Annotated in this window: 24 protein-coding genes; 19 read left to right on the top strand and 5 right to left on the bottom strand. The window is 52.1% G+C overall.

All coding sequences use genetic code 11. The annotated features are described in order from the left end of the window. The first annotated feature begins 11 nt into the window (after window positions 1-11). From I8J30_RS02065 to I8J30_RS02035, 7 genes are all read left to right on the top strand, one after another. Complete coding sequence (locus I8J30_RS02065) at window positions 12-1,148, top strand: GerAB/ArcD/ProY family transporter (RefSeq protein ID WP_210654932.1); 1,137 nt, start codon at window positions 12-14, stop codon at window positions 1,146-1,148. Continuing rightward, on the top strand, window positions 1,099-2,523 hold the full coding sequence (locus tag I8J30_RS02060) for a spore germination protein (RefSeq protein ID WP_210654930.1): 1,425 nt from the start codon (window positions 1,099-1,101) through the stop codon (window positions 2,521-2,523). The genes I8J30_RS02065 and I8J30_RS02060 overlap by 50 nt, the downstream gene beginning before the upstream one ends. Continuing rightward, window positions 2,520-3,662, top strand: a complete 1,143-nt coding sequence (locus I8J30_RS02055; protein WP_210654928.1) for a Ger(x)C family spore germination protein — start codon at window positions 2,520-2,522, stop codon at window positions 3,660-3,662. The genes I8J30_RS02060 and I8J30_RS02055 overlap by 4 nt, the downstream gene beginning before the upstream one ends. A gap of 154 nt (window positions 3,663-3,816) precedes the next feature. After that, on the top strand, window positions 3,817-6,006 hold the full coding sequence (locus I8J30_RS02050; RefSeq protein ID WP_210654926.1) for an alpha-galactosidase: 2,190 nt from the start codon (window positions 3,817-3,819) through the stop codon (window positions 6,004-6,006). Window positions 6,007-6,130: 124 nt separating this feature from the next. Next, window positions 6,131-6,520 (top strand): phage holin family protein, encoded by a 390-nt coding sequence (locus I8J30_RS02045; protein WP_210654924.1) that lies wholly within the window; start codon window positions 6,131-6,133, stop codon window positions 6,518-6,520. Window positions 6,521-6,665: 145 nt separating this feature from the next. Further along, window positions 6,666-7,043, top strand: a complete 378-nt coding sequence (locus I8J30_RS02040) for a YhjD family protein (RefSeq protein ID WP_210654922.1) — start codon at window positions 6,666-6,668, stop codon at window positions 7,041-7,043. Window positions 7,044-7,167: 124 nt separating this feature from the next. Further along, window positions 7,168-7,551, top strand: a complete 384-nt coding sequence (locus I8J30_RS02035; RefSeq protein WP_210654920.1) for a cupredoxin domain-containing protein — start codon at window positions 7,168-7,170, stop codon at window positions 7,549-7,551. A 52-nt stretch (window positions 7,552-7,603) separates the two neighbouring features. Here I8J30_RS02035 and I8J30_RS02030 read toward each other — a convergent pair whose 3' ends face one another. Continuing rightward, window positions 7,604-7,864: a hypothetical protein gene (locus I8J30_RS02030; RefSeq protein WP_210654918.1), complete on the bottom strand. Its 261-nt coding sequence runs from the start codon at window positions 7,862-7,864 to the stop codon at window positions 7,604-7,606. A gap of 108 nt (window positions 7,865-7,972) precedes the next feature. Here I8J30_RS02030 and I8J30_RS02025 point away from each other — a divergent pair, with 108 nt between their 5' ends. The 5 genes from I8J30_RS02025 to I8J30_RS02005 all read left to right on the top strand — a co-directional run bounded on the left by I8J30_RS02025 (window position 7,973) and on the right by I8J30_RS02005 (window position 10,715). Continuing rightward, window positions 7,973-8,260 carry a Dabb family protein gene (locus tag I8J30_RS02025; RefSeq protein ID WP_210654916.1) on the top strand — a complete coding sequence of 96 codons (288 nt, stop codon included), beginning with the start codon at window positions 7,973-7,975 and terminating at the stop codon, window positions 8,258-8,260. A gap of 155 nt (window positions 8,261-8,415) precedes the next feature. Further along, window positions 8,416-8,841 (top strand): DUF86 domain-containing protein, encoded by a 426-nt coding sequence (locus tag I8J30_RS02020; protein WP_210654914.1) that lies wholly within the window; start codon window positions 8,416-8,418, stop codon window positions 8,839-8,841. Window positions 8,842-8,932: 91 nt separating this feature from the next. Then, on the top strand, window positions 8,933-9,601 hold the full coding sequence (locus I8J30_RS02015; protein WP_240547738.1) for a helix-turn-helix transcriptional regulator: 669 nt from the start codon (window positions 8,933-8,935) through the stop codon (window positions 9,599-9,601). A 138-nt stretch (window positions 9,602-9,739) separates the two neighbouring features. Further along, on the top strand, window positions 9,740-10,225 hold the full coding sequence (locus I8J30_RS02010; protein ID WP_091214644.1) for a hypothetical protein: 486 nt from the start codon (window positions 9,740-9,742) through the stop codon (window positions 10,223-10,225). Between the two features lie 70 nt (window positions 10,226-10,295). Continuing rightward, window positions 10,296-10,715 (top strand): YtxH domain-containing protein, encoded by a 420-nt coding sequence (locus I8J30_RS02005; RefSeq protein WP_210654912.1) that lies wholly within the window; start codon window positions 10,296-10,298, stop codon window positions 10,713-10,715. Between the two features lie 76 nt (window positions 10,716-10,791). Here the strand turns inward: I8J30_RS02005 and I8J30_RS02000 are convergent, their stop codons facing one another. Further along, window positions 10,792-11,697 (bottom strand): AraC family transcriptional regulator, encoded by a 906-nt coding sequence (locus I8J30_RS02000; protein WP_210654910.1) that lies wholly within the window; start codon window positions 11,695-11,697, stop codon window positions 10,792-10,794. Between the two features lie 176 nt (window positions 11,698-11,873). Here I8J30_RS02000 and melA point away from each other — a divergent pair, with 176 nt between their 5' ends. The 6 genes from melA to I8J30_RS01970 all read left to right on the top strand — a co-directional run bounded on the left by melA (window position 11,874) and on the right by I8J30_RS01970 (window position 16,469). Further along, window positions 11,874-13,172 (top strand): alpha-glucosidase/alpha-galactosidase, encoded by a 1,299-nt coding sequence (gene melA, locus I8J30_RS01995; RefSeq protein WP_210654908.1) that lies wholly within the window; start codon window positions 11,874-11,876, stop codon window positions 13,170-13,172. Window positions 13,173-13,385: 213 nt separating this feature from the next. Next, window positions 13,386-14,195, top strand: coding sequence for a glutamate racemase (gene racE, locus I8J30_RS01990; RefSeq protein ID WP_338044769.1), 810 nt, complete (start codon window positions 13,386-13,388; stop codon window positions 14,193-14,195). Between the two features lie 128 nt (window positions 14,196-14,323). After that, entirely contained in the window at window positions 14,324-15,544 is a 1,221-nt protein-coding gene (locus I8J30_RS01985; protein ID WP_210654905.1) for a M14 family metallopeptidase, read from the top strand. 25 nt (window positions 15,545-15,569) lie between these two features. Next, window positions 15,570-15,809: a hypothetical protein gene (locus I8J30_RS01980; protein WP_091214659.1), complete on the top strand. Its 240-nt coding sequence runs from the start codon at window positions 15,570-15,572 to the stop codon at window positions 15,807-15,809. 107 nt (window positions 15,810-15,916) lie between these two features. Then, the gene (locus I8J30_RS01975) at window positions 15,917-16,219 is read left to right on the top strand and encodes a heme biosynthesis protein HemY (protein ID WP_091214662.1); all 303 of its coding nucleotides are present in this window, start codon (window positions 15,917-15,919) and stop codon (window positions 16,217-16,219) included. A gap of 25 nt (window positions 16,220-16,244) precedes the next feature. Further along, the gene (locus I8J30_RS01970; RefSeq protein ID WP_090982961.1) at window positions 16,245-16,469 is read left to right on the top strand and encodes a YuzB family protein; all 225 of its coding nucleotides are present in this window, start codon (window positions 16,245-16,247) and stop codon (window positions 16,467-16,469) included. Between the two features lie 73 nt (window positions 16,470-16,542). On the opposite strand, the gene I8J30_RS01965 is transcribed toward I8J30_RS01970, so the two are convergent. Together I8J30_RS01965 and I8J30_RS01960 are read right to left on the bottom strand one after the other, a co-directional pair. Then, window positions 16,543-18,543 (bottom strand): LTA synthase family protein, encoded by a 2,001-nt coding sequence (locus I8J30_RS01965; RefSeq protein ID WP_210654902.1) that lies wholly within the window; start codon window positions 18,541-18,543, stop codon window positions 16,543-16,545. A gap of 26 nt (window positions 18,544-18,569) precedes the next feature. Then, a complete protein-coding gene (locus tag I8J30_RS01960; protein WP_210654900.1) occupies window positions 18,570-19,733 on the bottom strand; it encodes a THUMP domain-containing class I SAM-dependent RNA methyltransferase in 1,164 nt (387 codons plus the stop codon). Between the two features lie 127 nt (window positions 19,734-19,860). On the opposite strand from I8J30_RS01960, the gene I8J30_RS01955 reads away from it, so the two are divergent. Continuing rightward, window positions 19,861-20,487 (top strand): O-methyltransferase, encoded by a 627-nt coding sequence (locus I8J30_RS01955; RefSeq protein WP_210654898.1) that lies wholly within the window; start codon window positions 19,861-19,863, stop codon window positions 20,485-20,487. 558 nt (window positions 20,488-21,045) lie between these two features. On the opposite strand, the gene I8J30_RS01950 is transcribed toward I8J30_RS01955, so the two are convergent. Beyond that, the gene (locus tag I8J30_RS01950; RefSeq protein ID WP_210654897.1) at window positions 21,046-22,269 is read right to left on the bottom strand and encodes an MFS transporter; all 1,224 of its coding nucleotides are present in this window, start codon (window positions 22,267-22,269) and stop codon (window positions 21,046-21,048) included. Between the last annotated feature and the right edge of the window lie 178 nt (window positions 22,270-22,447).

The raw sequence follows: 22,447 nt of genomic DNA, 5'->3' as shown, positions 1-22,447 counted from the left end.
CCCGACCCCCAATGAAGGAAAAATCACTCGGCTTCTGGCCGGTATTCATGATGCTGACCTTATCGGTCGGGCTTTCGTCTCATGTCATCCTGCTGCCGACCGTGCTTGAACAATGCGGCAGGGATGCATGGATGTGCGGCATTATCGCCTTAGTTGTACTCGTACCGTGGGCAACGGTTTTCATTACCGGAACGATGAAGCGGACGAAACAAATTAATTTAAGGCAGTGGCTACGAACGCGGTTATCCCCATTCGGTGCTTGGATCCTTATTTCGCCTGTTATTCTCTTCCTTCTGCACACGAGCTTTCAATCTTTTATTCAGACCACCTCGTGGACATCCTCCACGTATTTACCGGAAACGCCTCAACTGGTCGTGATGATCTGTTTCATGACGTTGATTGGTTTTGCGGTTTGGAATGGATTGCGGGCCATCGCTTATATGTCTTGCTTGCTGCTGCCCGGAGTCGTTTTTCTGGGTGATTTCGTCATGAGCGCCAATATGCCGAACAAGAATTACGCGCTCTTGCTTCCGATGATGGAGAACGGGTGGTTTGTTCCGCTGCAAGGCGCCGTTTACGCCGCCAGCTGTTTGATGGAGCTGTTCATGCTTTTGTTTATACAGCACTATTTCAGCGGCATGATGAAGAATTGGCAGCTGCTTCTGCAGCTTTGCTTTATTATGCTGCTCATGCTGGGGCCGGCTATAGGCGCCATTACCGAGTTCGGGCCCGTTGAAGCGGATAAGCTGCTTTATCCGGCATTCTCGCAGTGGCGGCTCGTGTCCATTGGGAAGTATGTCGAGCATGTTGATTTCTTCGCCATATATCAATGGATTTCCGGAGCATTCGTAAGGATTTCGCTTGGAATAGCACTTGTGTTAGAACTAATCCCGCTGCGTAAACCGAAGGCGCGGTTGACCTTCATCGTTACGGTAAGTTTGATTTATATCGTGCTATGCAAAATCCTCTTAGCACATCTAAACGCTGCACAGTCGATCGTCCAGCTTACCTTTATCCTGGATATCGGGATCATTGTATTCGTGACCACGTGGTTATGGTTGTTATCGTTCAAAGGAGTACCGAAGGAGGGCGGCCTTGATGAAAAGTCGCAACAACGAGCTGAAACCGGAGCAGCCAATAACCTCTGAATGGCTGCATGAGGCAGTCAGCAGATGCGGAGATGTGGAAATCCACCAATTACAGCGCGATCTGGGCGGAACCGGTGAGCTCGAGCATTTTACAATGATGTATTCCGGCGGAATGATTGATACTAATCTTTTGCAGAATCTGCTTGGGTCAGATGAAAGCCGTTTGCAGATCGATCCGGAGAAGAGCCCGCTTATCACAAGATTAGAACCGGGACCCGAGGGGAAAAAGCTGTTCGAAAGTTTGTTCTCCGGACATGTCATTATATGGAAGTGGGAAAGCGAGCACTTTTATGCCATCGATTGTTCGCATCAGCCGGGACGAAGCCCGGAAGAATCAACGCTGGAATTGTCGGTAAAGGGGCCTCGCGATGGGTTCGTCGAAGAGATTGTAACCAATTTGGCGCTTATCCGAAAACGGCTGCGCACACCGAAGATGCACGCAGAGTGGTTCACGATCGGAACGGAGTCGCAGACGAAGATTTGTTTGCTTTCCATGCAGGGCATTACTTCGCAGAGCGTCATAGATGAGGCGAGAACGAGACTGAACGGGGTTCATATTGCAGCCTTGCATGGAGCCGGAGAGCTGGAAGACATCATCTCAGACCGATCCATTGCATTCGTGCCGCTTATCGAATACGTGGGAAGGCCGGACTTCGTCGTCCAGTCCTTGATGAACGGACGCATTGCTATTCTTGTGGATGGCAGCCCGGCAGCATTGATCGCTCCGGTTAATGTTTCCTTGTTGGTCAAATCCCCGGAGGATGCGTATCAGCCGTTCTACTTCGTCGCCTTTGAAAGAACACTGCGGTTTATCAGCTTTTTCATAGCCGGCACGCTTCCCGGCTTCTGGCTGGGCTTGCTTGCCTTCAATAATGATCAAATACCGTTTGCGCTGCTTGCCACGGTAACGATGTCCAGAATTGGATTGCCTCTCAGTCCGCAGATGGAGCTGATTATGATGATGCTGATGTTTGAAATGTTCCGTGAAGCCGGGGTACGACTGCCGCGGGCAGTCGGTCAGACGGTTACGGTTGTTGGAGGGCTCATCGTGGGTGATGCTGCCATACGAGCTGGTTTAACGTCACCGACCATGCTGGTCATTACAGCTGTAACGGCCGTTTCGACGTTTACACTCGTAAACCAATCGCTGAACGGCTCGGTCACCGTCATTCGTTTTTATATCATTATAGCCGCCGCGTTTTTGGGGCTGTTTGGTTTCTTTCTATCTCTGTTTTCGGTCATGCTCTATTACTGTACGCTGGAGTCGTTTGGAATGCCGTTCTTAAAGCCGATTGCTCCTTTCCAGTTTAAGAAAATGCTTACCGCGGTTTGGCAGCTGCCTTGGAAATACCGCGCCAAGCGAAATGTATCATGACTAGGCTAAGCAAGGCGCTGTTGCTGTTGCTGCCAACGCTGTTGCTGACGTGCATGCTGAGCGGTTGCGGAGATACGACCGATCTTAGCGCGCAAGCGTTTGTCACCGCAATGGGAATTGACTATCAGGATGGGCAGTTTGTGGTAAGCGTGCAGACGCTGGACTTCTCTTCCATTGCAAAATCGGAGAGCCCCAAATCCACGAACCCTTCTGTTTGGGTAGGGATTGGCCGCGGGAAGAGCGTCCATACCGCAACCAATCAAATTGCCATCGCGACGCAAAGCACGCTTAATTTCGAGCAAGTAAAGGTCGTTATTGTTCGTGAACCGGCGATGGCCAAAATGAATGAAATCTTGGATGCCGTCAATCGCGTACGCGTCACCAGATATACCTCGTGGATTTTCGGTACGCGAGGCGAGATGATGGAATTGCTGACCTCGAGTGCTTTCTTTAATCTATCTCAGATGTACAGCCTCATATACAGCCCTCTTACACAGGCGAAACAGAGCAGTTCGGTGCCGCCGGTTACGATGCAGACATTCGTTGCGGATTATAACGAGAAGGCGGTTACCGCACTGCTGCCTAGCGTTGGTGTGACGAAAGACACTTGGCATGAGAATACAAAACCAATAACCGTGCAGGAGCTGGAAGGCGTATTTGCGTTCAAGGGCAAGAGAAAGCCGGTTTATTTGCCACTGAAACAATCGTTAGGTGTTCGTTGGGCGAGTAATCGTTTTAAACGAGCGGTTTATGCGGTGCAGAACAAAGGGGATGGCACCGATGTCGTTACGATCAAGCATATGAAAGTGAAGAAAAAAGTAAGGATGAACAATGGCCGGCCGACATTCGAACTGCAGGTGAAAGCAAAAGGCGAATTGACTGAAATGGGCAACTCGCTGACACTTTCGCAGCTTGAAGTGCACATCCGAGAGATGATCCGAACCGAGATTAATCAGACTTACATAGCCGGGGTTAAACAAGGTGCGGATCTATTTAATTTAGAAGAGACGCTGTATCGTTACCATCTTCCGCAGTGGAAGAAGACGGCATCGGCCGGGGGGTGGCATCCGCATGAGAACGACCTCAAGGTGAGCGTATCCTTCAAAATCGTTCATGCAGGCGTTTTCGAGATGAAGTAAACTTAGGTCAGTATCCTACATTCATCCATATGACGGCTAAAAGCATCCATATAGAAAACGATCAGAAGGCCCTATACTGGTAGACGACTGCGGTGTAGTCGTTTCAAACGAATTTTAAATAGAATCGTTTATTCCATAAAAGGGAGAGCTGCTCATGTCGATTATTTATCAATCCGCTACCAATCTCTTTCACCTTCAGACTCGTTCCACGAGCTATGTTTTCCAAGCATTGGAAGGGTTCCCGACTCATCTCTATTGGGGTCGCAAGCTTACTAATCCGGATGCTTCGCGCCTGCTGCAACGCATGGAACGGTGTTCGTTCAGTCCGAATCCAATTCCGGAAGACCGTACGATTTCACTCGATACGCTTCCGCAGGAATATCCCGGCTATGGTTCCAGCGATCTGAGAAACCCGGCCTATGCGGTGCAGCTTGCCAACGGGACAACCGTCACGGAATTGCTCTACGTCTCGCATCGTATCGTTAACGGCAAACCGGCGCTGGAAGGACTGCCTGCCGTTTATGCGGAATCCGATGAGGAAGCGCAGACGTTAATCGTCACCTTGGCGGACAAGCTTGCCGGACTTACCGTTGAACTTTCCTATACGGTGTTTGAGGCGTTCGACGCGGTCATTCGTTCCGCCCGGATCGCGAATGACAGCCCATCCGTTATGCAGTTGACCAGAGCGCTCAGCGTCAGCGTCGATCTGCCGCATGATGGATTCGAGTTGCTGCAGCTATCGGGCACATGGGCGCGTGAGCGTTATATCCATAAGCGCGCGCTTACGCCGGGCGTACAGGCTATCGAGAGCCGCCGCGGATCAAGCAGCCACGCCAACAATCCGTTCTTCGCGCTGCTTGGCGAAGGCGCGACTGAAGATCATGGCGACGTATATGGCTTCAGTTTGGTGTACAGCGGCAGCTTCACAGCAGGCGTCGAGGTGGATCAGTACCATACGGCACGCGCCTATATGGGTATTAATCCGTTTGATTTCTCATGGCGATTGGAGCCGGGAGCCTCGTTCCAAACTCCGGAAGCCGTTATGGTCTACTCCTCGGCCGGCTTGGGGGCCATGTCTCATACGTACCACGAATTGTACCGCACTCGCCTGTGCCGCGGCGCTTTCCGCGATGCGGTAAGACCCATCCTGGTCAACAACTGGGAAGCGACGTACTTTAACTTTAACGCCGACAAAATCGAAGCGATTGCCAAAGCGGGCAGCGAGCTCGGACTGGAGCTGTTCGTGCTCGATGACGGCTGGTTCGGCAAGCGCGACGGCGATAACTGCTCGCTAGGCGATTGGATCGTCGATCCGAAGAAGCTGCCGCAGGGCTTGGAGGATTTGGCTGAGCGCGTGCGCAGCCACGGCTTGCAGTTCGGCCTATGGTTTGAGCCCGAGATGGTATCGCCGGACAGCGATCTCTATCGCGCGCATCCGGATTGGTGTCTGCATGTCCCGGGACGCCGCCGTTCTGAGGGCAGAAAGCAGCTCATTCTCGACCTCTCCCGCGAAGACGTTCAGACTTACATTATCGAGGCGGTAGGCTCGATTCTGAAGAGCGCTCCGATCACGTACGTGAAATGGGATATGAACCGCAACATGTCGGAGATCGGCTCGGCGCTGCTGCCGGCGGAACGCCAGCGTGAAACGGCGCACCGTTACATGCTTGGACTGTATAACGTGCTGGAGCAAATTACGGCTGCATTCCCGCATGTTCTGTTTGAGAGCTGCTCCGGCGGCGGCGGCCGCTTCGATCCCGGCATGCTGTACTATATGCCGCAAACCTGGACAAGCGATAACTCCGACGCGATCAGCAGGCTGAAGATTCAATACGGCACAAGCATCGTGTACCCGATCAGTTCGATGGGCGCCCATGTGTCGGCATCGCCGAACCATCAGGTTGGCCGTGTTACGCCGCTGAAGACGCGAGGGGATGTGGCGATGTCCGGCAATTTCGGTTATGAGCTTGATTTGACGGTATTTACGGAAGCGGAGAAGGAAGAAGTGAAACGCCAAGTCGAGCTCGTGAAGGAAGTGCGCGAGCTGGTTCAGTACGGCACCTTCTACAGGCTCCTGAGCCCGTTCGAGGGCAACGAGACGGCTTGGATGTTCGTGTCGCCGGATCAGCGTGAAGTGCTGGTCGTCCATGTTGTCGAGCTTAATGAGCCGAATGCGCCGCTTAGCAGGCTGAAGCTTAAAGGACTGCGCAGCGATTACAGCTATGCCTGGATTGGAACGGACGAGGTTGCCTTCGGCGACGAGCTGATGTATGCCGGTGTAGCCAAATCCAATCCGCATGGCGATTTTTACAGCACGGTATATCGATTTACGGCACAAGCGTAGTTTTCATCAGATCCACGCCAAAACGTATACAAACGATATACGTTTTCAGGGCTGTTTGACGGACAACCTTATACTCTCCCGCATATGATAGATTGTAAGCGCACTACGAAGGGAGAGTGAGGTTGTGCCGCACACCATCGTCTGCACCATCTCGGCTTTGTTTGGTTCACTTGTAACCTTCTCTTTCGGAATGTGGCCGGAATCCTTGACTCTCCTTCTCGTTGCGATGGGAACGGATTATATTACGGGGATAACGGCTGCCATTAAGGAAAAGAAACTAAACAGTTCCATAGGTTCATGGGGAATAGCCAGAAAAGGGATCATGCTCGTCGTGATTCTGCTGGCGCACCGAATTGACATATTACTGGAGCTAAGCAGCATTGCAATGGGTGGAGCCATTTACTTCTATTTGGCGAACGAGCTGATTTCCATCACGGAAAATTTAGGCAGGATCGGCGTTCCCATGCCCGACCGCCTCCGTCAACTCATAGAAGTCCTTAAGAACAAAAAGTAAAGTATAGCTCGCTTGTTTTGAGGCCATCCTGTTTGGGATGGTCTTTTTTTCTTCCCCTTGCACCGCTGACACGTCTTGCAACTTCAAATGGCACTTGTTATAATGAGAACAAATGTTCTTATGCGCAGTGCTTGGAGGGGTCAATATGGCTGTAGATACGGTGGGGTCTTCACCGCCCGTTCAGATCGGCAAGGAGCTGGAATTAGTGAAACGCTACGTGCTGCTTGGTATCGTGAATCAAATTCTCGACCATGATATTCGGATCATCGGCGCGACAGCTACGAAGCTGCCGAGGCTTTATGAATCGATGATCAGAGGGCTCCAAGACCGAGTGCTGCTGGAGCTGGCTGCCATGCGCAGACAATTCCGGGACAGCGGCATCGGCGTGGATAAGGAGAAACGAAGCACGGCAGGGCTCTGTGCGGAATACAGCTGCATGGGCTACCGTCACTCGTTCTCTATGCCATGGACCTTCGTGAAGGCTGAATCCGAGCGGCTGCTGAAGAGCTACTTGACGAGGTGACGTTCATCATTTTGTCAAAAAGCCGAAAAAAGTTTATTTGCAGAAGCGGTTTAAGGTTGAGAAGAACGGACGATCTTATGTAATATAGGGAGTAGACATTTGATGAAAAGGGGAGCAAGAAGCAATGCATAAGTGGATTATGTTCATCGTTTTCGCAGCAGCTTCGGTTTTGGGCGTATACTTGCTGACGACTCAGCTTCCGGGTAAGCCGGTTGACGAGGCAGCGTCATTGCCGCCGGGCGTTACATTATTGAAAGTTGAAGCCTCATCTGACTTCGTATTCGACAAAGAAGAATACAAAGTAAAAGCAGGCGATAAAGTAAAACTCAAATTGATCAATAAGAGTGGCGTGCATGGTCTTGCTATTCCTGATCTGGGCATTGATCTTCAAGGCGACAAGATGGAGCAAGAAGTGGTATTCGATAAACCGGGTAAATACGAGATGCACTGTGCCGTTGCTTGCGGAACAGGCCATCTGGATATGAAATCCGTTCTAATCGTTGAATAACAAGCAAAAAGGAGCCCGCTAACGGCTCCTTTTTTTAAAATTCACTTCCATTTCAATCATACGAGCGGCGACGGCCTCTGCGCCCTCTGGCTACAGCGTAATCGCAGATGAAGCCAAGCAGAGCCCAGCTGGCAATCGTTAGCACATACATGAGGTACACGTTAACCTCATGAATATCCACGATCATGTCTGTAATCCAAGCAGGGACGCTGAACATGAAGAACACCAGATTGTGCGGATCGTAGCCTGTAGAGTTATAAAGGCATAAAGCGACGCCGATAAGCGTTGCTGCAATCGTTACCGGATAGCGCATGCGTTGAATCTCCTTTACTGGAAGATTGCCGATCGTCGGCACCTTGGGTTATTATGTGACAAAAGGATGCTTTGCATCCCATTCCAATATCGAAGGAGCGAACTTATTATGATAACGCATATCGTATTGTTCAAATTGAAGGACGGCAGCCCTGAGAGTGTTGCCCGCACCGTTCAAGTGCTCAAAAATATGGAAGGCAAAATCGATGAGCTGCTGTCCATTGAAGTGGGTACGGATGTGCTGCATTCGGAACGTTCGTATGACATCGCGCTTGTAACGAAATTCGAATCGATGGACACGCTGGCTGCTTATCAGGTTCATCCGGTACATAAGGAAGTCATCGCGCATATGGCAGAGGTTCGTGAAGCATCCGCATCCGTGGACTACGAGAGCTAAGAAAAGGGTAAAGGGCGATTTAAATCATGGGTGATGTATTTGAAATGATGACCTACCTGATCGTCGTGATCATCAGCGCGATTGTCATGACGGTCTGGTTGAAACGCAAAGCGCGTAAGAACAAGAGGTAATAACGGAACAGGGGTTTTGCAGGTATGTATTATGTGAACCGCGAGCAGCTGGCTGTGCGTCTGTCCGTCATTCCGGACGTCGTAGCTGCGCTGACGCAGCTGGAGAAGAACTGGGATGGCGGCTTGATGCAAGGTCTTGCTCAGGAGCGCGCATTGCATTTGGCCATTGAGGCCGTGACAGATATCGGAAGCTATCTGATTGACGGATTTATTATGCGCGACGCAAGCAGCTATGAAGACATCGTGACGATTATTGAAGGGGAGCGCGTATTCCCGGCGGAGCTGCAAGAGACGCTGATTGAGCTTGTTCGGCTGCGCAAACCGCTTGTACAGGATTATTTTGAATGGAACCGGGCTGAGCTCCATCCCTTAACGACGCTGCTGCCGGTAACGCTGACGGCGTTCAAATCCGCTGTAGAAGCGTATCTCGTCCAAGAGCTGGGCAGTTAACTGCCGGAGGCTGTTGTCGATTTACGAATCAGCGAAAATGCGTTACAATGACGACATTAGAACGCGCTGTAGTGCCGAAGGTGGTGAGGGAATGGAACAGGATGGAACTCCGATGAGCATGCAGAAGGAGCCTCTATTTAGGCTGGAAGGCTCGACAAGGCAAACCGTCCTTACGCTGCTCAAAACAAACGGACAGATGAATGCCGGTGAGCTCGCAAAGCATCTGCAAATTACGGAAATGGCTGTACGCCGCCATCTCAGCACGCTTGAGCGGGACGGTCTTATTGCGCCGACCATTGTGCGTCAGGCAATGGGGCGACCGACCCATATGTTCCGTCTAACGGAGCAAGCCGAGCTGTTATTCCCGAAGAACTACCATGTTCTCGCACTGGACTTTCTGGAAGAGCTGGAGGACGATCCCGAGACGGCTGTCATCGTTGACCGATTGTTTGAAGGCCGTAAACGCAAGCTGATCGAACGATATGCCTATCGCATGGATGGGAAGTCGCTGGAGGAGAAAGTAACCGAGCTTGCTTCGATTCAGAACGAGGGCGGTTACATGGTATCGCTCGAGAACGACGAGAACGGACTTGTGATGCACGAATACAATTGTCCCATCGCTCAGGTCGCGAATCGTTATCAGCAGGCCTGCCAATGTGAGCTGTCGTTATTCCGGCAGCTGCTTGGAACGGACGTGGAACGAACGGAATGTTTGGCTAAAGGCGGCGGCAAGTGCAGCTACCGAATCGCAGGCTTATAAGCATAAAGAGGTGTTAGGAGATGGTCCTAACGCCTCTTTTTTTTTCGAGTGTTGTGTCAAAACAAGCCCATGCTGGGTATTATGTCAGTAAGAAATGGGCAATAGCCCGCAAGGCAGTACGTTAGGAGGTGTCCGCTCATGGATCGGATATGGCTTGAGGGAGCAGCAGTCGCTGCTTTCGTCGCATTGGTAATTGGGATTTTGCTCTGGCTGCGATCAGCGGATCGCAAGCTGGGAAAGTTGATTCAAACAGCCGAAGCGATGGAGCAGTATACACAGCATGCGGCAGCTCAGGTGACTGCGCTGATGGATCCGGTGACCGCAACTGTCAGAACCGTGCAGAAGCAGCTGGACGGCATGTCCAAAGTGGCAGAAGCGACGAAACGAATCGGCGATGCGGCGAATCAATTGTCCTTCACCGTGAACCGGGTTTCCACAGACCTGAACGAAACGGTGGAACGACATGCTGCAAAGTCAGGCGAGAAAGTGAAGCATGGTATCACGGAAGCGCTTGACTGGGCTGAGGTCAGTTATGCGGTGTGGCAGTTTTGGCAAAACAAACGGAAAGATAGCCGCTCCTCTGCATGCTCGAGCTATGGCCAAGGGCAGGATACTACTAACTAATAATACAGTCGCTATGCTGCTGCGTGATCGAAAGCAGCGCAAGCCGCTGTACCAAAGGAGTGTATTGAAGATGGCAAAAGTCAGTGGAAAGAAAAGTTTCTTGGTTGGTGCAATTGCAGGCGGCGTAATTGGTTCCGTAACAGCACTGTTGCTTGCTCCCAAATCAGGCCGTGAGCTTCGTAAAGATATCGCAGACGGAACACAGGTTGTTTCCGAACACACCGTACGTATAGCCGGTCAAGTAGGCGACTCAACGACTCGTATCGCCAAACAAGTTAGCGGCGGCGTAACGGTAGCGGCAAGCAAAGCGAAAGAAACGGCAAGCACTGTCCTGGACAATGTTCGCAGCTGGCGCCAAGCCGGCAAAGAAGAAGCAGAAGAAGTGCTGGATGAAGCCGGAGACCTGGTGCAAGAAGCGGGAGAAGCCGTTCAAGACAAGGTTGAAGAGTTAATGCAAGACCGCAAAGAAGAGCTGCAAACCATTAGCTAATCCAACAACTTACATTGTGAATGACCAAGAAGGCTTCGCCGCATCGATCATGCGGCGAAGCCTTCTTGTGTATGTGCTATTTGAAGTTTCTGGCATGCAGTCGGTATTCGGACGGCGAGTACCCGAATGTTTTGCGAAACTGCTTGGAGAAATACAGGGCGTCGGTGTAGCCGACGGAGGATGCGACCTGGTCGATCGACAAGTGATACTGGCCATTGAGCAGCTCCTTCGCTCGCTCCATCCGTACCTTGAGCAGAAACTGCATCGGAGACACGCCTGTAACTTGCTTGAACATTTTGGATAAATGCGTGCGATGGTAGCCTAAGCTTCGCGATAAATCCTCGATCGAAATTTGCTGTGCATATTGGTAAGACAACCAGCGAACCGCCTGTTTGATTTGCCTGTCGATGTCCGACACGATGGCAATGGAATTAAAGGCGAGATTGCCTGCATTCAACAGTCCAAGCTCCTTCAGGAAAATGCGCAGCAGCCCATTGGCTTCCAAATCGGCAAGCTCCGGGAACGGAGTTGACTCCAGCGCACCTCGAATCTTGCGATATAACGCTGCGAGCGGACGAACATCGTCCGTATGAACGATGGGGCGTGAGGGGGAGAATCCGAGCGTCAGCAGCAGATGCTCGGAGATATGGCCTTTGAAGGCCACCCACATGTAATGCCACGGTTCTTTCTCGTCGGCTCGATACGTGAACAGCTCATCCGGAAAAATAATAAAGGTATCGCCTTTTGCGCACGAGTATCGGACACCGTCGATCTCGAACGTTCCGCGGCCCGAGAGAACGGTGTGCACGAGGTAATAGTTATGAACGGCAGGTCCGATGAAATGGCCGGCAACCGGCTTGCCTTCCCCGCTGAAGAGCAGCGACAATTCGCCCTGAGCCGGCTGCGTATTGTTATAATCCGTAAATTTATAATGATCGGAAGTGCGGTGCTGATTTGTATTCTTACTGCTTGCAGCTGGCATGTGCAGCGCCCCCAATCCTCATCAATTCAGTAGGATAATTGTAGATCAAAAAACTACAAATGTACATATAAAACATGCTTTATTTCCTACTCAATCCGCTATTCCCTGCACTATAGTAGAGAAGAGAAGAAGACATTAATCCGCTTACATGGCGGATCATTTTCAAGGAGGATACGATGCCGAAAATTACTTTTATCGGAGCAGGAAGCACTGTGTTTGCAAAAAACGTACTTGGTGATGTATTGCACACGCCTGCGCTCCAAGGATTCGAAATCGCTTTGTTTGACATTAACCAAGAACGTCTGTCCGACTCCGAAACGATGCTGAACCATATCAAGAATACGTGCGGAAGCACTTCCACTATTAAAGCGTACACGGATCGCAAAGAAGCGCTTCGCGGTGCCAAATACGTCGTTAACGCCATTCAAGTCGGCGGCTACGACCCATGTACGATTACAGACTTTGAAATTCCGAAGAAATACGGCTTGCGCCAAACGATCGCGGACACTGTAGGTATTGGCGGTATTTTCCGTAACCTGCGTACGATTCCGGTTATGCTTGATTTTGCTAAGGATATGCAAGAAGTTTGTCCGGACGCTTTGTTCCTGAATTATACGAATCCGATGGCTGTTCTGACGAACGTGATGAACACGTACGGCGGCATCAACACGGTCGGCCTCTGCCATAGCGTTCAGGTTTGCGTGGATCACCTCTTCGACAACCTCGGCATGGATGCGACAGGCGTTAAATCCAAAATCGCCGGCATCAACCATATGGCTTGGCTGCTTGAAGTTTCCAAGGACGGCGTAGACCTGTATCCGGAAATCAAGCGCCGCGCTCGCGAGAAGCAAAACGAGAAGCACTGGGACATGGTGCGTTTCGAAATGATGCTCAACTTCGGTTACTACATTACCGAATCGTCCGAGCACAACGCCGAGTATCACCCGTACTTCATCAAGCGCAATTATCCGGAGCTGATCGAGCGCTTCAATATTCCGCTCGACGAGTATCCGCGCCGCTGCATCGAGCAAATCGGCAACTGGAAGAAGCTGAAACAAGAGCTTGTCAGCAATCCGGAGCTGCAGCATAAACGCACGCACGAGTATGCTTCGTACATCTTCGAAGCGATCGAAACGAACGTTCCGTTCAAAATCGGCGGTAACGTCATGAATACGGGCCTAATCACGAACCTTCCGAAAGAAGCTTGCGTTGAGGTTTCCTGCCTGGTTGACCGCAATGGCGTAACGCCGACATTCGTTGGCGATCTGCCGCCGCAATGCGCCGCGCTAAACCGCACAAACATCAACACTCAACTGCTCACAATCGAAGCTGCGATGACAGGCAAACGCGAGCATATCTACCATGCCGCAATGCTTGATCCGCATACAAGCGCAGAGCTTTCGATGGATGATATCAAAGCAATGTGCGATGATTTGATCGTGGCACATGGCGACTGGCTTCCAGCTTACAAATAAGCCAAAAACTATAGACAAAGCCGCTCCGGCTGCTCGAGCTCATTCAGATGCTCTGGCAGTTGGCGCGGCTTTTGCTTTATTTTCGGGGATTCACCGGCATGGCGACGATTGTTGAACCTTGTCTAGTTTTGCGCTAAGATGTAGGTACCTTTTCAGCATCGTATTCATATTCTATTGAAGTCCTGCCAAAACGTTCAAGAAAGCGGTGTGTCTGTGCAACAACCGATCGCAATATTGGATTCTGGTGTAGGCGGTTTAACAGTCGTCAAAGAGGTCATGCGCCAGCTTCCCCGGGAAAAAATCATGTATTTCGGCGATACCGCTCGGACCCCGTACGGCCCGCGGCCCGCTGAAGAGGTGACTCGGTTTACAAGGCAAATCGTTGAGTATTTAATCCAATATCGTCCGAAAATGATTGTGATCGCCTGTAATACGGCAACGGCCGTCGCGCTTGAGGATATCCGCTCCCGTGTCGCTATTCCCGTGGTCGGCGTCATTCATCCCGGCGCTCGCGCTGCAAACGGCCGCACACAAACAGGGATCGTCGGTGTCATCGGCACGGAAGGGACGATTCGCAGCAGCGCCTACGAATATGCGCTTAAGCAGCTGTCGCCGAACATTGAAGTGATCAGCCTGGCTTGTCCGCGGTTTGTTCCGCTTGTCGAACAGGGGAATTTCCGCTCGAAAGAAACGCAAGAAGTGGTGGAATCGTCATTGGCCCCACTGAAGAAACGCGACATCGATACGTTAATTTTGGGGTGTACCCACTATCCGTTCTTATCCGATACGATTGCTTCGGTAATGGGCAGCGATGTGGCACTGATCAGCTCGGCGGATGAAACCGCTCGCGAAATCAGCACGATTCTGCATGATCGCAATCGATTGACGAGAGACGGAGATCTTCCCGTGCATCAATTCTTCTGCAGCGGCGACCATCGCATGTTTAGGAAGATAGCCCAACAATGGTTAGGTGAGCAAATCGAGCTAACGCCCGTCGTGTGGCAGGTGCCCAATATCGTATAGATGTTCCGCCAACAAGCAGAGCCGCCTCGAACAGTCACATGATGACCGAGGCGGCTCTTTCCTATGAATTGGCATGCCGGGCGGAACATTGGCATAGCATGTGACTAGACCAATTCAGAGGTGATCACATGCTGCATCCTTATGTTGTTCAAACCGGTGATACGCTGCTTCGGATTGCGCGCAGTTATGGCATTAATCCGGAAGCTCTGTTAGCCGCTAATCCGCGAGTCCTTGCGAGTGAACGATTGACTCCCGGGCTGCTGCTCGCAGTACCCGCGCAGCCAACCTTTACTTATCGGGTCAACGCCGGTGATACCTTGCTGCGTATTGCGGCTCTTTTTGCTGTCTCCACTCATGCACTCATAGCGGTGAACAGCCATATTGATCTCACCTTCTTACAGCAAGGTCAGCTCATTTGTATTCCGGTCGGGGACTCGGATCGCATCGTGAACGGAAGGGCTGAATATGGCGCAAGAGAACTTGAGACGGATATCGAACAGCTTCGGAACAGCTATCCGTTTCTGCTGCGCAGACGAATCGGGCAGAGCGTCATGGGCAAACCGATTACCGCGATCAGCCTCGGCGAAGGAGCATCCAAAGTGCATATCAATGCAGGTATGCATGCAAACGAATGGATCACGACACCACTCTTAATGACATTCGCAGAGGATATGGCCCGGGCGGCAGCGTCTGGGACCAGAATATGCGGCGCCGACATCAGGTCGCTGCTGCGCCTTGTGACATTATGGCTTGTGCCGCTTGTTAATCCCGACGGAGCGGAGCTGGTCCAGGAAGGCATGAGTGAGGAGCATCCGTATTATCATGAGCTGCTGGACTGGAACCGCGGTTCAACCCGGTTCTCGAAGTGGAAGGCGAACATTCGAGGCGTCGATTTGAATGATCAATTTCCGGCCTTCTGGGAAGTCGAAGCGGAGCGGCGTGACGCGGCAGGGCCGGGTCCGCGGGATTATCCCGGGCCGCAGCCGTTATCGGAGCCGGAGGCACAGGCGCTTGCCGCCTTTACCGAGGAGGAGCAATTCGATCTCGTCGTTGCGCTGCATACGCAGGGGCAGGAGATCTATTGGAATTATCGCGGCTATGAACCGCCTGCTGCGGAGCTGATTGCAGCGAAGCTGGCCAAAGCGAGCGGCTATAAATCGGTGAAGCTGACAGGCAGCGATGCCGGCTACAAGGATTGGTTTATTCAGGACTACCGGAAGCCGGGTTTTACCGTTGAGGTCGGTTACGGGGTGAATCCGTTGCCGCTGTCATCGTTTCACGATCTGTACGACGAGCTTAAACCGCTGCTCATTACTGCCATGGAGGCGGCCGTTCCGGATATGCTATAATAGACGGAAGAAGGAGGCGGTTCCCTTGAGGAAATTGCTTTCGCTCCGCCACTGGCGGACGGTGTTTGTCCGAATCTACCGCTTGCTGATCGCAAGGGAAGTTCGGCTGACGGACAAGCTGCTCTATATTATTCCTGTGCTGCTGTACTGGGTTATGCCTGATGTGCTGCCGTTTCTGCCTATCGATGATATCGCGGTAACGATGATTGCCGCCGAATGGTATACACGCTACATGGAACGCAAGTACAGCGATCGATTGAGATAGCGGTTGAACAATGCTCCCCGTTTCTTTACAATAGGAGAGATGAAGAAAGCAGGAACGCCGGATAAGCGCAATACGGCTGCATCCATAAATAAGGAGATGACTCGAAGATGAAATGCAAAATTACGCGCAACGCCGCGAAAGTGCTTCGTGAAGAAGTGGACAACCCTGAGAACGAAGGTAAATTTCTGCGTATTTTCATTACGCATTCGCACGGCGATCATGCCCACTACGGCATGAAGATGGACGATGCTACAGACAATGACGAAATCATTGAGACGGATAAAGACATCAAGGTCGTGCTGGAGAAAGGTGTAGAGCTGCTGGACGGTGTCAGAATCGACTACTTCTACGTACCTCAGGAAGGCTTCATGATTTCCAACCCGACTAAAGGCAACCACGGCGACCATTAATTCGTAAACGGTTAGGGAGAGAAACATGGCTAACGATATTCTCATTTGCGATAAATGCAAACATATGCGTACGAAATCCATGCTGCCGAAGCTTGAGCAGATGGCACCCGGCACGGAAATCAAAGTCGCGTGCAAATCGTACTGCGGTCCATGCTCGAGATTCGCTTTCGTCTTCATTAACGGCCGCTATATTACGGCGCCTACTGAGGATGAAGTCATCGAGAAGGCACGCAAATATGTGAAGAAATAAAGTGAAGAACCCCCGTAGGCTTCCGAAGTGAAGCTTGCGGGGGTTCTTCTTGTTTTAATGCGACGGCGGAACGTTATGGCTTGTGAATCGACTTGACCAGGTTATGCTCGATGACAATATCTGACGCTTCAAGCTCAAGCCTCGCGGCAGCGGCACCTGCGGTACACACACTCGGATCCGTTACGGCCAGTCCCGTAGTGAAGGCGTAACACTTACTATGCTGTGGCAGTCCGTCCTCAGCGGGCAGATAGAGGACAGCTCCATCCGTAAATGCGCCGTTACGGAACACGATCCGCTTCTGATGCTGCTGCGTATCGGGCTGCGCAGTAATGAGCGGCGTTCCGATCATCGTTTTATCGGCACCGGAGATTCCGAGCAGATGGAGAACGGTTGGTGTAATGTCCAGCTGCCCGCCGACCTGCTCATAGCTGCCGGCCCTCTCATCATGGGGCAAATGCACGACGAACGGAATCCCTTTCAGAAGCCGGAATCGTTCGGTCTCGTTTAACGGATGACCCAGGAACGTTTCGAAGGGTTCCCATTCCCGGATGGAATTATCGTGGTCGCCGTAGAACATGAATATCGATTGATCCCACAATCCCGCTGCCTTGAGCTCATCGATCAAGCTTCCGATCGCAGCATCCACATAGTGAACAGCCTCAAGATAGTCGCCGAAGATGGTGTTCTTAAAGCTTCCTGCATCCAGTGTTTGCGCTGATTTCGGCAGTTGGTAGGGATGGTGGCTTGAAAGTGAAATGAGGAACGAATAGAATGGCTGCTTCTCGTCCTTCATCCGATCCACGGTCTGTTTAAAGAAGGATTTATCGCCTAGCGACCAGCCGATGGGCTCATCGATTCGATAGGCATTTTTGCTGAAGAAGGTATCGTATCCTAATCGGTCATACATCATGTTGCGATTCCAGAAGCCCCCGTCATAGGCATGAAAGACGTTGGCGGTATAACCGTGGTCTTTCAACGTCTGCGGCATACTGTCGTAGTCATGCTGGGCATAACGGATGAAGACTGAGCCCGTGGGCAGCGGCTGAAGCGACACATTTGCCGCCAGATCAGCATCTGATGTGCGCCCCTGAGCGGTTTGATGATAGAAATTGCTGAAATAAACCGATGACCCAAGCAGCTTATTGATGTTCGGCGTTACCTCGGCGCCGTTAATGCGCTGGTGGATGACGAAGCTTTGAAAGGCTTCCAGCTGAAGCAGAATCACATTCTTGCCTTTATATTTGCCAAACAGAGCATCCGTTTCGAGTGCCTTGCGCTGAGCGGCGCGAGTCTCAAACCACTGTTTCGCTTCCGCCGCCTGCTCGGCAGTAACGCTGCTATCCTGCAACCAATGCTCGTTCGCATAGCGATACAGATCATAGCCATGGAAGCCGAGGACGCCGGTCACATTGTACAGCGACAGGTTCCACCAGTTGCCCGTGAAGAGCTCCGCTGCCCAGGTTTGTTTGGCTTTATGAACTGGCACGTAGACGAGCATAAATCCGATTACTAATACGACCAGTCCTGCAGCCAAACGGCGAATGGCGATTCGGAGCCGATTCGGTTTAAGGTAAGAGAGCTGCACTTGGTTTCTTGTGTTTCTGCGTATCCGGAAGAAGGTGAACACGGCAATAGGGAGCAGCGGCACCCAATCCGCGAAAAACCACAGGTCTACACGGCTGAGCAAGGAATCGATGCTTTCCCCGAGTGCACCTACTTGTCCGGCTTGCATCAGTACAGGAATCGAGATGAGATCCTGAAAGTAACGGAAGTAGATGAGATCGGAGTAGATGATTGCGGTCAGGATGACGTTTAACAAAATCAGCGTAATTCTGCGGCCATTTGGCGGCAGCCATAAGGTCCAGAAGGACGCGAGCGCCAGTGTTCCGGCCGCGGTCATTACATCCTCGCGGTTCATCGCCATGTTAGGCACATGGACCAGTCGGTCGAACAAAACAAGCTTAACGAGCATGAGTCCGATGAAAAACAGCGGCTCCAGCGCGATAAGGAGGGGAATAGCATAAAACGACGTCCGTTGCCGGCGCCGTTTTATGCTTCGAGATGGTATAGTCATCGATTGCGTAGTTCCTTTCCCAACAGCTAGGATTTGGAAGGACTGTCCGTTTTGTTGCGCGGAGGCAGCGGTCCAAAATACTGGTAGTACGTACATTCAATGCGGCCGTTGAATAGTTTCCGTTTCTTGTCCGCTTTGCGGCCGATCGTATCCTCGAACGTGCGCGACTGCGTCAAAGCGAACATCGACCATGTCGGGATATAGAGCGAGCTCAGTCCTAGCTGTCTGATCGCTTTCTCTGCTTCGTCTTCGTCGCCAAGCCGTGCTCCATAGGGAGGGTTGGTGACGATGCAGCCATAGTCGCCTTCCGGTTTCAAACGGGAAACCGCCATCTGCTGCAGCTTGATTTCCTTCGCGAAGCCGGCTTTCTTCACGGCAGCTTCTGCGATCTCAAGCGCGCGCGGGTCGATATCCGAACCTGTAATGTGAAGCGGGACGTTGTCCTTCACCGAGTCGAAAGCTTCCTCGCGAGCGTGCTCCCACAGCTCTTCCGGGATGATGGACCAGCCCTCGCTGTTAAACGTGCGGCGAAGTCCGGGTGCAATGTTCCAGCCGATCATGGCGGCTTCAATCGGGATGGTGCCTGAACCGCAGAACGGATCATACAAGGGCCGTTCGGGGCGCCATCTGCTGAGCAGCACCATTGCCGCCGCCATCGTTTCTTTGAGCGGCGCTTCCGTTACAAGCTTGCGGTATCCGCGCTTATGCAGGCCGGGGCCGGTAGTGTCCAGCGTCAGCATCGCGATGTCATTCAGCAGCCAGACTTCGATGACGTAACGCTGTCCGTTGTCCTCGTGGAACCACTCGGTGCCGTAGACCGATTTCATTTTTTCCACAATAGCTTTCTTCACGATGCTTTGGCAGGCAGGCACGCTGGTCAGCTGCGACTTATGCGAGCGCCCTTCCACCGGAAATTCGGCATCCTCGGGAATCCAGTCCGGCCAATTGACCGCTTTGGTGCCTTCGAACAATTCTTCAAACGTTCTGGCGGGAAATTCCGCCATTTTGATCAATACGCGGTCAGAGGTACGGAGCCATAGATTGGCGCGGCAAATATCAGCCAGCCCGCCTGTAAAAATAACGCGTCCGTTCTCCACTTTCTGATCGGTATAACCAAGTTCCAACAATTCGCGTGCGACGACCGCCTCCAGCCCCATGGGAGCTGTTGCAATCAGCTGCAGTTTGTCCATTCGTGTATCACTCCGCCTTCACGACTCCGGTTGTTTCCGGTCCATAAAAATCATACAATCAAGTATAGGTCATCCAAGGGATTAATTACAAACATTACATTCCTTATTATGGAGAGGAGCAGGAACGATGTCGACGGAACAGTATGTGGAACGACTGCTTGGGGAAGATGCGGATTTGGCTCGGGTGCATCAGACGATTCAACAATTAGGGATGCCGGAGATCTCGATTGCGGCCGGTTACGGCCGTCTGCTAACGATGCTTGTTCGCATGTCCGGCGCAAAAAATGTGCTGGAAATCGGAGCGCTTGGCGGTTACAGCGGGATTTGCCTTGCCAGAGGCTTATCCGATGGCGGGCGCCTGACTTCGCTAGAGCTGCTTCAGAACTATGCGGATGTGGCGCGCGGGAGCTTGGAAGCAGCAGGTCTGGGGGATCGCGTCGAATACCGTGTCGGGGATGCCAAAGGGAGTTTGGCTGTACTCGCGGAAGAAGGCCGCAAATTCGACTTCTTCTTCATCGATGCGGACAAAGAGAGCTACCCGCTCTATCTGGAGTGGGCGATCAAGCTCGCCAACCCGGGCGCGGTGATCACGGGAGACAATGCGCTGCTGCACGGCAGAACGATCGACCCGGAGAAGAACGGACCTTCGGTTCTCGCTATGCGCGAGTTCAATGAATCGATGGTGAGTGACGAGCGGCTCATCGGTACGCTGCTGCCGGCTTATGACGGCCTCGCTGTTGCGGTTGTGAAGTAAGTTTCTGGAGTGAAAAAAGTGGCTGAGCATATTCGATGCTCGGCCACTTTTTTGTTTGATTTGGAAGCGAGGTGCTTCGTTCGGCTAGTGGTTAGTGCACGGGGCATGCAGTATGCAAAATGCGCTAACGAATCGTACAGGGCTTATTTGTCCATAAATGGCTTGGATAAAATGCTAACGAATCGTAGCGGTTTTATTTGGTGGTTTTTGCGGTGTTAGGAGTCAACTGGCACCAAATAAGGCTTCAAGGATTCGTTAGAATCTCGAAGCTCCGAAATCGTGAAGATTAAGGCTTCTACGATTCGTTAGCGCCTCGCGGCTGGAGAGATGACGGTGCGAGAAACGCGATTCGTAATTCAGAGTGAGAGCAGCGGAGGATGCCAGCGCAGGGAAGTGGACGTGGAGTGTGAGATGTGGGAATGTGTGATGCGAGAAGTGGAGGCGGAGTGTGAGATGTGGGATGTGATGTAGACGCGGAGTGAGATGCGGGAATGTGTGATGTGAGAAGTGTTTCGCCAACAGCAAAAAGCCGGCACAGGGCTCCCCCGTGCCAGCTATCTATTCTTGTTCTGCGCCACCGGACGCCGCCCGCTTGGATACGAGCGTCTGTCTGACCCATACGGCATTGATCACAAACAAGGCCGAGGAGATGAGAAACACGCCGCGAATCCCTGTCCAGCCTGAGATGAAGCCGCCCACGATCGGTCCGATCATGTTGCCGAGCGACAGCATGCTGCTGTTGATGCTGAACGCGCGGCTTTCCATGCCGTCCGGCGTGAATCGGCGAACGAGCGAATTGACCGACGGGATCAGGCCGCCCAAGAAGCAGCCTTGCAGCAATCGGAAGAGCAGCAGCTGCCACACGGAATCCGCAAAGGCTTGCGGGATGAACATCATCGCAGCTCCAATAAGCGAGATACCGAGGATGCGCTCTTGGCCGATTCGGTCACTCAGCCTCCCGAGCAGCGGCGCGGCGACCATATTGGAGAGCCCCGCCGCGGAGCCGACGAATCCGGCCCAGAACGCCAGATTGACGACCGTACCGTGCAAATCCTGCACATAGAGCGGCATGAGCGGCATTGGGCCGATTATCGCAAACTGCAGCAGGAACGTCACGGCGAAGAGGGACATCAGCTGCGGCACTCGTGAGAGTTGGCGAAAGCCGTCAATGACCGACAGGTTCGGACGAGCCGCCGCCTCTTGCCGATTGAAACTCTCCCGAACGATGAAATAGGCCAGTAAGGAAGCTAAGAACAGCAAGCTGCCGGTTAAATAGAAAATCGGTCGATACCCGACAGCATCCGCGAGCAATCCACCCATGAACGGCCCGAGGATGCTGCCCGCGATTCCGCCGGACTGCAGCGTCCCCATAGCGAAGCCCATCCGCTCCTTCGGCGTCGACACCGAGATGAGGGAGACAGCAGCCGGATTGAAGCCGGAAATGGTGCCATTGACCATCCGCAGCAGCAGCAAATGCCAGGGAGACGTAGCGAAACCCATTAGGATCATGACGATGGCCATACCGAAGCCGGAGCGAAGCAGCATCATTTTGCGTCCATAGCGGTCTGATAGTTTTCCCCACAACGGTTGAAAGAGGAAAGCCGTCACAAAGTTGCCTGCAAAAATGACGCCAGCCCAAGTCGCAATTTCATGCTTATTGGTTAATCCGATGCGTTCCGACTGCAAATAGAGCGACAAAAAAGGGATAATCATCGTCATTCCGCCCATGACGAGAAATTGACCGAACCAGAGGACGGCCAGATTTTTCTTCCACTGTTCCATTGCGTTTCTCCAATCATAAGTCTCAGATTTGTTGCGCTGTAAACATCATAACGACAGTATAACATAGCCGAAACCTAACATTGTCATATGTTTGTCAATGATAGCAGGGGGCGGGCGGTTGTTACACTTCGGCAAAAAGGGCATAATGGAAACGTAGGGAAAACGATAGAAATGGGGA

The sequence above is a fragment of the Paenibacillus lignilyticus genome (genome assembly GCF_017942085.1).
GTDB lineage: Bacteria > Bacillota > Bacilli > Paenibacillales > Paenibacillaceae > Paenibacillus_Z > Paenibacillus_Z lignilyticus.
Note: the sequence above shows the minus strand (reverse complement) of the source record. Positions and strands in the feature narration are given on the sequence as shown.